This is a genomic window from Undibacterium sp. FW305-107 (assembly GCF_058788535.1).
In genome coordinates, this window is sequence record NZ_JBYTAV010000007.1 from 16,448 (window position 1) to 29,361 (window position 12,914).

The 12,914-nt window shown below is 52.9% G+C and carries 14 protein-coding genes; 11 read left to right on the plus strand and 3 right to left on the minus strand.

Translation table 11 applies throughout. The features are described from left to right. Window positions 1-167: 167 nt before the first annotated feature. Genes phnC through AC3WQT_RS16075 form a run of 4 tightly spaced genes read left to right on the plus strand, consistent with a single transcriptional unit; the run spans window position 168 to window position 3,435 of the window. Entirely contained in the window at window positions 168-1,013 is an 846-nt protein-coding gene (phnC, locus tag AC3WQT_RS16060; protein WP_492705105.1) for a phosphonate ABC transporter ATP-binding protein, read from the plus strand. 27 nt (window positions 1,014-1,040) lie between these two features. After that, complete coding sequence (gene phnD / locus AC3WQT_RS16065; protein WP_492705106.1) at window positions 1,041-2,021, plus strand: phosphonate ABC transporter substrate-binding protein; 981 nt, start codon at window positions 1,041-1,043, stop codon at window positions 2,019-2,021. Window positions 2,022-2,061: 40 nt separating this feature from the next. Further along, on the plus strand, window positions 2,062-2,835 hold the full coding sequence (gene phnE, locus AC3WQT_RS16070) for a phosphonate ABC transporter, permease protein PhnE (protein WP_492705638.1): 774 nt from the start codon (window positions 2,062-2,064) through the stop codon (window positions 2,833-2,835). 21 nt (window positions 2,836-2,856) lie between these two features. Beyond that, on the plus strand, window positions 2,857-3,435 hold the full coding sequence (locus tag AC3WQT_RS16075) for an HD domain-containing protein (protein WP_492705108.1): 579 nt from the start codon (window positions 2,857-2,859) through the stop codon (window positions 3,433-3,435). A gap of 46 nt (window positions 3,436-3,481) precedes the next feature. On the opposite strand, the gene phnN is transcribed toward AC3WQT_RS16075, so the two are convergent. Beyond that, on the minus strand, window positions 3,482-4,747 hold the full coding sequence (gene phnN, locus AC3WQT_RS16080; RefSeq protein ID WP_492705109.1) for a phosphonate metabolism protein/1,5-bisphosphokinase (PRPP-forming) PhnN: 1,266 nt from the start codon (window positions 4,745-4,747) through the stop codon (window positions 3,482-3,484). Next, window positions 4,747-5,955 carry an alpha-D-ribose 1-methylphosphonate 5-triphosphate diphosphatase gene (locus tag AC3WQT_RS16085; RefSeq protein WP_492705110.1) on the minus strand — a complete coding sequence of 403 codons (1,209 nt, stop codon included), beginning with the start codon at window positions 5,953-5,955 and terminating at the stop codon, window positions 4,747-4,749. The genes phnN and AC3WQT_RS16085 overlap by 1 nt, the downstream gene beginning before the upstream one ends. A 118-nt stretch (window positions 5,956-6,073) precedes the next feature. Between AC3WQT_RS16085 and phnG the strand changes: the two genes are divergently transcribed. From phnG to AC3WQT_RS16120, 7 genes are read left to right on the plus strand one after another with little or no spacing between them, the layout of a single operon-like run. Next, window positions 6,074-6,541, plus strand: coding sequence for a phosphonate C-P lyase system protein PhnG (gene phnG / locus AC3WQT_RS16090; protein ID WP_492705112.1), 468 nt, complete (start codon window positions 6,074-6,076; stop codon window positions 6,539-6,541). After that, complete coding sequence (phnH, locus tag AC3WQT_RS16095; RefSeq protein WP_492705114.1) at window positions 6,538-7,185, plus strand: phosphonate C-P lyase system protein PhnH; 648 nt, start codon at window positions 6,538-6,540, stop codon at window positions 7,183-7,185. The genes phnG and phnH overlap by 4 nt, the downstream gene beginning before the upstream one ends. Beyond that, complete coding sequence (locus AC3WQT_RS16100; RefSeq protein ID WP_492705116.1) at window positions 7,176-8,327, plus strand: carbon-phosphorus lyase complex subunit; 1,152 nt, start codon at window positions 7,176-7,178, stop codon at window positions 8,325-8,327. Before phnH ends, AC3WQT_RS16100 begins: the two co-directional genes overlap by 10 nt. Beyond that, on the plus strand, window positions 8,324-9,238 hold the full coding sequence (locus AC3WQT_RS16105) for an alpha-D-ribose 1-methylphosphonate 5-phosphate C-P-lyase PhnJ (RefSeq protein WP_492705117.1): 915 nt from the start codon (window positions 8,324-8,326) through the stop codon (window positions 9,236-9,238). Before AC3WQT_RS16100 ends, AC3WQT_RS16105 begins: the two co-directional genes overlap by 4 nt. Further along, entirely contained in the window at window positions 9,235-10,029 is a 795-nt protein-coding gene (phnK, locus tag AC3WQT_RS16110; RefSeq protein WP_492705119.1) for a phosphonate C-P lyase system protein PhnK, read from the plus strand. Before AC3WQT_RS16105 ends, phnK begins: the two co-directional genes overlap by 4 nt. A 7-nt stretch (window positions 10,030-10,036) precedes the next feature. Beyond that, window positions 10,037-10,756, plus strand: coding sequence for a phosphonate C-P lyase system protein PhnL (gene phnL, locus AC3WQT_RS16115; protein ID WP_492705121.1), 720 nt, complete (start codon window positions 10,037-10,039; stop codon window positions 10,754-10,756). Continuing rightward, entirely contained in the window at window positions 10,753-11,898 is a 1,146-nt protein-coding gene (locus AC3WQT_RS16120; RefSeq protein WP_492705123.1) for an alpha-D-ribose 1-methylphosphonate 5-triphosphate diphosphatase, read from the plus strand. Before phnL ends, AC3WQT_RS16120 begins: the two co-directional genes overlap by 4 nt. Window positions 11,899-11,956: 58 nt before the next feature. Here the strand turns inward: AC3WQT_RS16120 and ttcA are convergent, their stop codons facing one another. Continuing rightward, complete coding sequence (gene ttcA, locus AC3WQT_RS16125; protein WP_492705124.1) at window positions 11,957-12,910, minus strand: tRNA 2-thiocytidine(32) synthetase TtcA; 954 nt, start codon at window positions 12,908-12,910, stop codon at window positions 11,957-11,959. Window positions 12,911-12,914 lie beyond the last annotated feature (4 nt).

Consider the following 12,914-nt stretch of genomic DNA (forward strand, 5'->3'; position numbering starts at 1 on the left):
CCGACTACAATAGTTGAAAACAGCGGATTTGTCTGACGGCAAATTCGCTGTTTTTTGTGTGGGAATGTCGTCGTTTCATCGTCCTGTAATCTTGCCTTCATACGCCTGACATATTCTTGTCCAATACTCCCGTGGATTAGCTCAATTGTCCAGGCGGGGTAAATGCGATGAAGATAGAAATCAACGGGATTTCCAAAACCTTTAAAGGTGGCTATCAGGCGCTGGATAATATTGCCCTGACTTTTGCGCCTGGTGAAATGGTCGCGCTCATCGGTGCTTCCGGTTCTGGCAAATCAACTTTATTGCGTCATATCTCTGGCCTGATCACAGCCAATGCCGACAAGAATGATATTCGTCTCGGCGAGCAAGTCTTGCAGGCGAATGGTGTGGTCGGCAGGCAGATACGTCACCTGCGTTCGCAAATCGGCTTTGTATTCCAGCAATTCAATCTGGTCGGACGTTTGCCTGTGCTGACCAATGTTCTCACTGGTGGCATCGCCCGCATCCCGCTGTGGCGCAGTTGTTTCCGTATTTTTACAAAAGAAGAAAAAGCTTTGGGTCTGGCCGCGCTGGCGCGTGTGGGTATCGCTGAACATGCTTACAAGCGCGCATCGGCCTTGTCTGGCGGCCAGCAACAGCGTGCAGCGATTGCCCGCACCATAGTTCAGCAAGCCAAGGTCATTCTGGCAGATGAACCAATAGCCTCGCTGGACCCTGAATCTGCACGCCGCGTCATGCAGACCCTGGCTGATTTGAATCGCCAGGATGGTACGACGGTGGTGGTATCTCTGCACCAGGTTGATGTGGCTTTTCGTTTTTGCCCGCGCACTGTTGCACTCTCGCGTGGCCGTGTCGTCTATGACGGCCCATCCAGCGAACTGACGGTGGCCATGTTGCGCGACCTGTATGGTGCTGAGGCAGAAGAATTGCTCAATCCTGTACCAGTCAATACTGCTAACGCCACGCCTGTTGCCGATACCCTCTCTTTACCCACTCTCGCGGCTGCCGCCTGAGTTTCTTTACCCTTCAGGAGTATTTCCATGTTTCGTCAATTCGTGCGCAGTCTGACCCTGGGCCTGGTGATGGCCGCAACTGCCAATGCTGTCATGGCAGAAGATGCAGTCAAGACTTTGAACTTTGGCATCATCTCTACCGAGTCTTCACAAAACCTGAAACAAGACTGGCAGCCAGTGTTGGATGATATGAGCAAAAAACTGGGCATCAAGATCAATGCCTTCTTTGCTCCTGACTATGCCGGCGTTATCGAAGGCATGCGTTTCAATAAAGTGCAATTCGCCTGGGTGGGTAACAAATCGGCTATCGAAGCTGTTGACCGTGCCAATTCTGAAGTGTTTGCGCAAACGGTGAATGCCGATGGTACTTTGGGTTATTACAGCATGATCAGCGTGCATAAAGACAGCCCTTATCAAACTGTGGAAGACGTCTTGAAAAATGCCAAAAACCTCAATTTTGGCATAGGTGATCCAAACTCTACTTCTGGCTTCCTGGTGCCCAGCTATTATGTTTTCGCGCAAAACAATGTGAATCCCAAGACAGCTTTCAAGACTGTGCGTGGCGCCAATCATGAAACCAATATCCTGGCCGTGGCCAACAAGCAGGTAGATGCGGCTGTCCATAGCTCCGACGTGCTGGATCGTATCAAGGCGCGCCAGCCAGAAACAGCCAGCCAGTTACGTCAGGTCTGGAAATCACCTCTGATCGCCTCTGATCCTTTGGTATGGCGTAAAGACTTGCCAGCCGATGTTAAAAACAAGATCAAGGATTTCTTTATCAGCTATGGCAAGAATGGCGTTGACGCAACACGTGAAAAAGCGCAGCTGAACAAGCTGACTTTGGGTGGCTTCCAGGATTCCAGTAATGCCCAATTGAAGCCAATACGCCAGCTTGAATTGTTCAAGGAAAAAATCAAGATCGAAGCTGATGTAGCCCTGAATGCAGATGAAAAGAAAGTAAAGCTTGACGACATCAACCGCAAACTGAATGACATCGCCAAGTCTTGATAGCATGAACATCACACCAACAGCCCGCCCGCAAGTCGTCATGAATTTGCCGGAAGCACCGAAGCGTGACACCGGTAAATTATTGGTCTGGGGCATAGTCCTCGCCATTCTTGCCATGTCATGGCAGGGCGCTGACATGCGTCCTCTGGAATTACTGCGCGACAGCGGCAATATGCTGACTTATGCTGCCAGCTTTTTTCCGCCAGACTTCCATGAATGGCGAATTTACTTACAAGAGCTGTTGGTGACTTTACAGATTGCGGCCTGGGGCACCGCTTTGGCCGTGGTCTGTGCAATTCCTTTGGGTTTGCTGAGTTCGTCGAATATTGCACCAGCCTGGGTCAGTCAGCCTGTGCGGCGCCTGATGGATGCTGCGCGTGCCATTAATGAAATGGTATTCGCCATGCTGTTTGTGGTGGCCGTTGGCCTTGGTCCTTTTGCCGGTGTACTGGCCTTGTTTGTGCACACGACCGGCATCTTGTCCAAACTGTTTTCTGAAGCCGTTGAGGCGATAGATCCGCAGCCAGTAGAAGGTATACGTGCCACTGGTGCGCATGCGCTGGAAGAAATAGTCTATGGTGTCCTGCCCCAGGTGATGCCGCTGTGGGTATCGTTCGCTCTGTATCGCTTTGAATCAAATGTACGTTCTGCCACTGTGGTCGGTATGGTTGGTGCCGGTGGTATAGGCGTGATCTTGTGGGAAGTCATACGCGCTTTTCAGTATGCGCAAACCTGTGCCGTTTTATTGATGATTGTGCTGACCGTCAGCATGATAGATGTGATTTCTTCCCGTCTCAGAAAAGTTTTTATCTGATATATAGCGGATATAGCTGATATGCAAACACAGAAACACCAAATTGTTCAAGGGATCAACCTCCCGCAAGTCATAGACTGGTTGCAAAACCGTGCCGGTGGTTTGTATGGCGGCGAAGCGATCACGCAATTGGAGCATGCTTTGCAATGCGCCAGCCTGGCCATGGAAGAAGGTGCAAGCGATTCCCTGGTCATCGCCGCGCTTTTGCATGACTTGGCGCATATGGCTGACGATGAAACGGATGAGACCTTCCCGCACGGCGAACTGGCAGCCTTGTTGCTGGCGGAGTTGTTTGACAAGGATGTAACAGAACCGATACGCATGCATGTCGATGCCAAGCGTTACTTGTGCGCGGCAGATCCCCTGTACTGGTCTGGTTTGTCCCATGCGTCACAGCGCAGCCTGATCTGGCAGGGTGGTCCATACTCAGTGACGCAAGCAACTGAATTCATAGGCCAGCAATATGCAGAAGATGCAGTCAGGTTGCGGCATTGGGATGACGCTGCAAAAATAGTCGGTGCAAAGACTGTGGACTTGCAAGTCTTCGTCGTGATGATGGAAAAGCTGAGTCTGGAATTCGCCCAGACAGAAACAGCATAAGTCAGACTAAAGCAGTGCCTGTTGACTACCATGTGATAGTCTCTGACTATTCTTTGGCAAATATCTTTAGCAGCTTCTGCCCAGCCACATGTATAGGGCCGCTATTGTCTATGCAGATAATATCCTGGTCATCAGGCACAGTAAATTTCAATCCGCGGTCAAGACGGTTCAGCAAGGCTGCACCAGATTCACGCTGGCGTTTTTCCATGCGCTGCCTGATTTGCTCAGGGTCAGCCATGATCCAGATAATGCGCGCATCCGGGAATAGCTGGCGCAATTGTGGCAGGTATTCACGCGAACCATTGACGATGACATCCTGGCCGCATTTGAGCTTGGCTTCTACGTTCCTGCGTATGCCATAGCATAGTCCATTGGCTTGCCACTGCATGCAAAAGTGACCGGCAGCAGCAGCCTGCCAATAGGCTTCCTGATTCAATACTTCATGCGCTTCACTGTCATGGGCGGGGCGGGTGATAGCACGTTGCGCAAATTCCAGGGTGGCATTGGCGGGCAGATTTTCTTTGACCCAGTGCAGCAGGGTATCCTTGCCAGCGCCTGAGGGGCCAACGACAAAATACAGACGGCCAGCGGCAGGCAGAGATTTTTGCTGCACCCTGGCCTGGAAGGGGAAGCGCATCCAGAAATTCAAAGGCGCACCAGGCCGCTCTTCACGGAATATCGTCAGCGCATCAATGTCAAGAGGTGCATTGTCGAGCAGGCGCGAGAACTGCTGTTCTGCTGCCTTGCGCAAGGCGTATTGTGCATCGGCATCCACATCCAGCAAGTCGTCGCTGAGTGTGAGGTGGAAGCGATATTCTTCTTCCGTGTATGGGTAACCCCATTGCTGTAATAGCGCTTCCTGCCTTGCACTGAGACCGGCATGACGGCGCTTGGTCAGATAAGCCGCATCAGGGGCGCGGCGTAACAAGTCAAAATAACTGACACACCGCATGGCCAGAGCATTGATTTCGGCTTCATCACCTTGCGGGCGCATTGCCAGAAAGTTACCCATCATGCGTATCTGCATTTCCCGGATGCTGATGACGGGCTGCACCTGGGCAAAAGCGCTGGCCATCTGTATCAGGTCTGCTTCCTGGAAGCCTTCGAGCAAGTTGAATGGGGCTTTCAGCGTCGCATGAAAACCATAACGTCGGGCTTCACTTGTGAGCTGGCTGAGCAGGATATCTGGCACGCCGTTAATGTGTGCTTGTGGTATTTTCCCTGCGTGCATGGGATCGCGTCCCAACCAGTTGGCACCGGCCTGCCACCATGGGCTGTCCGGTGCCGGGGAAAAGTAGAGGGCGTAGCGCATCAGGCTGCCAGTTCCAGAGGCTGTTGATATTGCAGGCGTTGCGGCTCGGCGCAAAATACCAGCTTGCCTGCTGCGATGGTGGCGATCAGACGCGGACTGCCATCAGCCTGTTTTTCTATCATGAGAATGTCGGCGCGTTGGCCAGCAGCGATATTGCCCCTGTCATGCAAGCCCAGTACGCGGGCAGGGTTCAATGATACCAGTTGCCATGCCTGCGCCAGGCTGCAAACATCTTCCTGTTCCAGGTGGAAAGGCGCATGCAGCAAGGCTGGATAGTAATAGTCAGATGCCAGCGTGTCACACAGGCCACGGCGTATCGCATCGCTGGCTGATAAGCCACCGCAATGGCTGCCACCGAGCAAGACATTTGGCGCACCCATGACGACATGGTTGCCCAGGGCTTTAGCCGCCTGCAAGGCTTCTTCGGTCTTAGGGAATTCACTGACATCGACGCCCAGTTCCTGGAAGCGCTCCCTGTCCATGCGGGTTTCATCATCGTGCGATGCCATGGCGATGCCGTGTTGGCGGCAAGCTGCAGCCAACTGGCTGATCGTCTGCGCTACTTTGGGTGAGCGTGATTGCGCCTTGTGCAGACGTTCCAGAAAGCCTGCAACGTCACAACGTGCGCGTTCAGCATAGGTCACCAGTTTTTCTGGGGATGCACTTTTCTTCAAGATGGATGGCAGATGTTCGTTGAAGACAAAGAAAGCAATCAGGCCAGATTCTATCCAGTTCAATGCATCATGTAAGCCATCGAGATGGTGGTTTTCAAAACGCAGATGTATCAGATGATCGGCATGCACACGGGACTTTTGTGTTGCGATTTGTTCCAGTGTGGCCAGTGCTGCTTCACGTCCGCGCAAACCACCTTCCCATGAAAAGGTCAGGCCATGGCAGGCGGTGGTAATGCCATTGCTGATCAGTTGTCTGTCTGTGTCGGCGAAGGCAATATTGTAGGCAAAACTGGTGGCCGGGCGCGGCTGTAACTGGCGCTCAAAAGCATCACCATGGATATCAACCAGACCGGGCAGTATCAGCAAACCTGTGGCATCAAAAAACTGTTGCTTGTCATGGTGTTGGAAGTGATTGCTGCCTGTGCTGGCAATGTGTAAACCTTGCAGATACAGGCTGTCTTCAGACCAGCCAGCGTGACCGTTCTGGTCTTGTTGCAGATACTTGCCACCTTGTATTGCGATATGCGTTTCCATCCTGATCCCCTTGGTCGCGATGACAAATCATAAACCCGAAATGTGACTGGAAATTGACAAGAAAATTCCAGCTCAGATGTCATCAAGACTTCATCTAAGCCTGCTGTAATATGGGGCTATGAATGTTGACCAAACCCCCAACTCTGCCCAGCAAGAGCGCGCCCGCTGGATGTCCATACTGGCGAAAACGCCTGCGCCAGAACTGGCTGCCAGTGCGCGCCAGTTCGGTGAACTGCCTTCCTATTTATGGTTAAGAAAACCTGAGACTGGCCTGGCGATGGTGCGTGCCAGAACCGGTGGCAGTGGCAGCCAGTTCAATCTCGGTGAAATGTCCGTGACGCGCTGTGCCCTGCGTCTGGCGACGGGTGAAACTGGCGTGGCCTATGTGGCTGGCCGCGACCAGCGTCATGCAGAATGGGCTGCGATTTTTGATGCCCTGATGCAAGGCGAACACAGGCTAGTGGTCGAAGAAAATGTCATCAAGCCACTGGAGTTGTTGTTGCAACAGAAGCGTGAACAATTACAGGCTGAAGCGCAAGCCACCAGGGTGGAATTCATGACCATGGTCAGAGGAGAAGATGCATGACATATACACTGGAAACTGCAGCGTCATCCATGCAGCAACTTTTGCCCGCATGGGAAGACACGGTTCAGGATGCGCAGACTGTTTTCCGTAGTTTGCTGAAAGCCTTGTCAGAGCCTGGCACTATCCAGCAACTCAGGGTGAACCTGCAAGCCCCTGCTCCTCTGCATATGGCGACAGCAGCAGCCTGCCTGGCCCTGATGGATTATGAAACCACAGCCTGGTTGGCAGATGAGCTGGATAATGATGCGGTGCGTACTTATCTGCGCTTCCATTGTGGCCTGCCGCTGGTACATGAAAAATCCTCAGCAAATTTTGCAGTACTGGGTAGCTCATTACTGCAACTGGATTTGCAGGGCTTTGCCCAGGGCAGCATGACTTACCCGGACAAGTCCGCGACCTTGCTGATACAAGTGGATGATTTTTCCAATGGTACTGAATACCAGCTCACTGGCCCCGGTATCAAGGATAAGCGCAGCATATGCATCAGTGGCTTGCCCGCAGATTTTGTCAGCAAATGGCAGATCAATCATGCCGCTTTCCCGCAAGGTGTGGATGTGATTTTTTGCAGTGGCGACGCAGTACTGGGTTTACCACGCACCAGCAAGATAGCAGCAGTGCAGTCTGAGGAGTTGCCATGTACGTAGCCGTCAAAGGTGGCGAAAAAGCCATTGCGCAGTCCTATGAAGCGCTGGCGAAAATGCGCCGTGGCGATACTGCTGTACCAGAACTCAGCATCGCCCAGATACGTGAGCAAATGTCATTGGCCGTGGCCCGCGTCATGGGTGAGGCATCGCTGTATGACAAAGATCTGGCGGCACTCGCCATCAAGCAAGCCAGTGGTGATTTGATCGAAGCCATCTTCCTGCTGCGTGCCTACCGCACAACCTTGCCACGCCTGATGGCGACCGTGCCTGTGGATACCGCCAATATGCTGATACAAAGACGCATCTCGGCGACTTTCAAGGATGTGCCGGGTGGCCAGGTATTGGGGGCTACTTATGATTACACACAGCGCCTGCTCGATTTTTCACTGACGGCAGAAGCCATGAGTAGTGGTGAGTCTGAGCCTGTGGCGCAGGAAAACATAACAGCAGAAGCTTGCCCGCGTGTACTCGACTTCTTGAATGCAGAAGGTTTAATCGAACCTGAACTGATACCTGAAGGTGATCCTGAGCCTTTTGACCTGACACGTGAACCTCTGCAATTCCCCGCCAGCCGTGCCCTGCGCCTGCAAAGCCTGGCCCGTGGTGATGAAGGTTTCTTGCTGGCGCTGGCCTATTCCACCCAGCGCGGTTATGCCCGCAACCATCCCTTTGCTGGCGAGATACGTTATGGCAAGGTCAGCGTGCAAGTCGTGCCTGAAGAACTGGGTTTTGCCATCGACATAGGTGAGATCGATATCACTGAATGCCAGATGGTGAACCAATTCGTCGGCTCACAAAATGAAGCACCTAAGTTCACCCGCGGTTATGGCCTGGGCTTTGGTCATTGCGAGCGCAAGACCATGGCCATGGGCGTGGTAGATCGTGCCTTGCGCGCCAGTGAATTGAAAGAAGAAATCACAGCACCGGCACAGATGGAAGAATTCGTCCTCTACCACGCCGACAATGTAGAAGCATCCGGCTTTTTGCAGCATCTGAAGCTGCCGCATTATGTGGATTTCCAGGCCGAACTCAGCCTCTTGCGTGGCATACGCGTAGCCATTGATGCCAAGGCTGCTGAAGCTGGCAAGCTTGAAGCAGCAGATGAACAAGTCGCTGAAAAATCCGGCAAGAAGGCTGCATGATGATGGAGATGGACACCATGGAAACTCAGGAATATCAAGAGACTACAGAGCAAGCCGCGCCTGCCAGGACTGAGCCTGAAGCTGGCTATAATTTTGCCTATCTCGATGAGCAAACCAAGCGCATGATCAGGCGTGCCATTTTAAAAGCAGTTGCCATACCTGGTTACCAGGTGCCATTCGGCGGGCGTGAGATGCCCTTGCCTTATGGCTGGGGTACGGGTGGCATTCAAGTCACTGCCGCCATCATAGGCCAGGATGATGTCTTGAAAGTCATCGATCAGGGGTCTGACGACACCACCAATGCGGTCAATATACGCCGCTTCTTCCGTCGCACCACGGGTGTGGCGACGACGAAAAAGACCACAGCAGCAACTGTCATACAAACCCGCCACCGCATCCCGGAAACACCTTTGGCTGAAGGCCAGATCATGGTGTATCAGGTGCCTATCCCTGAACCCCTGCGCTGGCTGGAACCCAGCGAAACAGAAACACGCAAATACCATGCGATGGCTGACTATGGCCTCATGAGCGTCAAACTGTATGAAGATATTGCCAGGCTGGGCAAGATAGAAACTGCTTATGATTATCCTGTCATCGTCAACGAGCGCTATCTGATGCGCCCTTCACCGATACCCAAGTTTGATAACCCCAAGATGGATAACAATCACGCTCTGCAATTATTCGGTGCCGGTCGCGAAAAACGCATCTATGCCGTGCCACCTTACACGCCTGTGAAGAGCCTGGACTTTGAAGATTATCCATTCGAGATAGAACACTGGGATCACCGCTGTGCCATGTGTGATGCGAATGACAGCTTCCTTGACGAAGTCATTGTCGATGATCAGGGTTCACGCATGTTTGTTTGCAGCGATACTGATTATTGCCGCACGCGCAGGGAAGAACAGGCATGAGCAATAACAATGGCAACAATACTTTGCCCCTGCTGCAGGCACGCAATGTCAGTAAATTTTATGGCGGCAAGACGGCTTGCGAACAAGTCAACTTGAGGCTGTATCCGGGTGAAGTGCTGGGCATAGTCGGTGAATCCGGCTCCGGAAAATCCACATTGCTGAATTGCCTGGCAGGCCAGTTACAGCCAGAGCGGGGCGAAGTCTTGTTCAATACCCGCGATGAAGGCGTGGTGGAATTGTTCACCATCAGCGAGGCACGCCGCCGCTTGCTGGCACGCACTGACTGGGGCTTTGTTCACCAGAGTGCCAGGGATGGTCTACGGGTAGAAGTCTCTGCCGGTGCCAATGTCGGTGAGCGCCTGATGGCCGTCGGTGCCCGCCATTATGGTCAGATACGCGCCGAAGCGCAGGACTGGTTGCACAGGGTGGAAATTGATGCTGCCCGCATAGATGACTTGCCGCGTGATTTTTCAGGCGGCATGCAACAGCGTTTGCAGATCGCCCGCAACCTGGTGACCAAACCGCGTCTGATTTTCATGGATGAGCCGACGGCCAGCCTCGATGTTTCCGTGCAGGCCCGTCTGCTGGATTTATTGCGTCAGCTGGTATCGCAATTGCAGGTGGCAGCTGTCATCGTCACCCATGATTTGGCGGTGGCGCGTTTGCTGGCGCACCGTCTCATGGTCATGCGTCAGGGGCAGGTAGTCGAAGAGGGTTTGACTGATCAGGTACTCGATGATCCGCAGCATCCTTACACCCAGTTGCTGGTGTCATCCGTCTTGCAGGCTTGAGGAATACATGTTGAAACGTATCGTAGTTGAAGGTCTTTCCAAGGACTTTACCCTGCATCTGCAAGGCGGGCAGGAAATGTCCATCCTTTCCAAAATCGACATGCAGGTAGATGCTGGTGAATGTGTAGTCATCCATGCGCCCTCAGGTGCAGGCAAGAGTACCCTGCTGCGCTGCCTGTATGCGAATTACCGTGCCAGCAGTGGCAGCGTAAATGTTTGGCATAAGGGTGATGCGGATGACGGTGGCTGGGTCGATGTGCAATCGGCACCTGCACAACAGGTGCTGGCAGTCAGGCATAGTACCCTGGGTTTCGTGACACAGTTCCTGCGTGTGATACCCCGCATCAGCACGCTCGATCTGGTGGCGGAACCCTTGCTCATGCGCGGCGTGGAAAAGCAGGCTGCCTATGAACGGGCAGAAGAATTATTGTCACGCCTGCGCATACCCAGGCGCCTGTGGCAAATCCCGCCTGCGACTTTTTCTGGTGGTGAACAACAGCGCGTGAATATTGCCCGCACCATGATCTGCGATTACCCCATACTCTTGCTTGATGAACCAACTGCCTCACTGGATGAAGCCAATCGCACTACTGTCATCGACATGATCAATGCCGCACGCGAACGCGGCGCTGCTGTCGTCGGCATCTTCCATGATGAAGTGGTGCGTCAGGCACTGGCGACCAGAATTTTTTCCATCCCCGCAGCAGTCTCTTTGGTGGCAGCATGATGACCAGAATAGAAAACGCAAAAATTGTTTTGGCCGATGAAGTCATCAGTGGCTCCATGCTGGTAGAGCAGGGCAGGATAGCTGATTTGTCTGAAGCGGCGCGTGCTTCCAGTGTCACAGATACAGATGACTGGCAGGGTGATTATCTCTTGCCCGGCATGGTGGAGCTGCATACAGACAATCTGGAAAAACACCTGATGCCACGTCCCAAGGTAGTCTGGCCTACACTGCCTGCGATACTGGCGCATGATGCCCAGATCACTGCGTCCGGCATCACGACCGTGCTTGATGCAATTTCAGTCGGTGATATCGATTCTGACAGCCTGCGCAATGACACTCTCGATTCCTGCACTCAAGGTTTGCGCATGGCGGCAGATTCAGGCATCTTGCGGGCAGACCACTTCCTGCACATGCGCCTGGAGCTGGCAGAAGAAGGCTTGCTGGATATGTTCGCCCCTTATCTGCATGACGAGCGCCTGAAGCTGGTTTCCCTGATGGATCATACGCCCGGCCAAAGACAGTGGACAGACCTGACACATTACCGCGTTTATGTATCCGGCAAGCGTGGCTGGAGTGAAGAAAAAGTCGATTCCATGCTGGAGCGTTTGCTGCTCAGGCAAGTGGCTTATGCCGCCTCCAACCGCCGCGCCATCGTCGCCAGTTGCCGTGAACTGGATGTGCCTGTACCGCTGGCTACGCATGACGACACAACGGTGGAACATGTGGCCGAAGGCGTCGATGATGGCGTGACGATATCTGAATTTCCCACCACCGTTGCTGCTGCCAGGGCTGCCCGTGAACAGGGCTTGGGCATCATCATGGGCGCACCGAATATGGTGCGAGGTGGTTCACATTCCGGCAATGTATCGGCAGCAGAACTGGCCAGGCTGGATTTGCTGGATGTACTCTCTTCAGACTATGTACCAGCCAGCCTCTTGCATGCAGCTTTCCTGCTGCAAAATGAAGGCTTTAACTTGCCCAAGGCTATGGCGACCGTGACACGCAATCCGGCGCGCATGGTAGGTCTGCATGACAGAGGGGAGATTGCTGTGGGATTGCGGGCTGACTACATGCGTGTACGCGTTGTCAGTGGCATACCCGTAGTCATGGGGGTATGGAAAGCGGGCAACAGAATAGCTTGATAGTTTTGAATGAAACATAGGCTGCCAGCAAGCAGCCTGTGTTTTTACAAATTACAGCTTAATCCTGATCTAGGTGCAAAGAAATCACACCCGCAGCCGGTGTCGCGCAAGGCTCATCATCAAAAGCGATGTCACCATTCGGATTCGCCTCACCATCGATTTTCAAATCCTTGAAGTTGAACAAGTTCTTGTCCATCAGATGTGAGGGTGCGACGGTCGATAATGATGCAAAGATATTGTCCACGCGGCCAGGGAATTTTTTGTCCCATTCACGCATCAGTCCCTTGATTTGCTTGCGTTGCAGATTCTCTTGTGAGCCGCATAAATCGCAGGGGATGATGGGGAAGTTTTTGACTTCTGCATAGCGTTCAGTATCCGACTCTTTGACATAGGCCAGAGGGCGAATGACGATGTGTTTGCCGTCGTCAGATTGCAGCTTGGCGGGCATGCCCTTGAGTTTGCCACCAAAGAACATGTTCAGGAAAAAAGTTTCCAGGATATCGTCACGATGATGGCCAAGCGCGATCTTGGTGGCCCCCAGTTCATCAGCCACGCGATACAAAATACCACGGCGCAGGCGTGAGCACAGTGAGCAAGTCGTCTTGCCCTCAGGGATCAGGCGTTTGACTATGCTATAGGTATCCTGGTTTTCTATATGATAGGGTATGCCCAATTTTTCCAGATAGGCTGGCAGGATATGGTCAGGGAAGTTCGGTTGCTTTTGATCGAGATTGACCGCGACGATATCGAAATTGATGGGCGCACGTTCGCGCAGTGTCATCAGTATATCCAGCAGGGCATAACTGTCTTTGCCACCAGACAGGCACACCATGACCTTGTCGCCTTCTTCTATCATATTGAAATCACCTATCGCCTGGCCAACCAGACGGCATAAGCGCTTGTGCAGCTTATTGTTTTCGTAGGTGATTTTTTCTTGTGACTTGACCGTGGCTTTTACTTCGGCCGGGGCGTTCGTCAATGTTTCAGTGAGTGTTTCAGTAAGGGCTTGCATGATA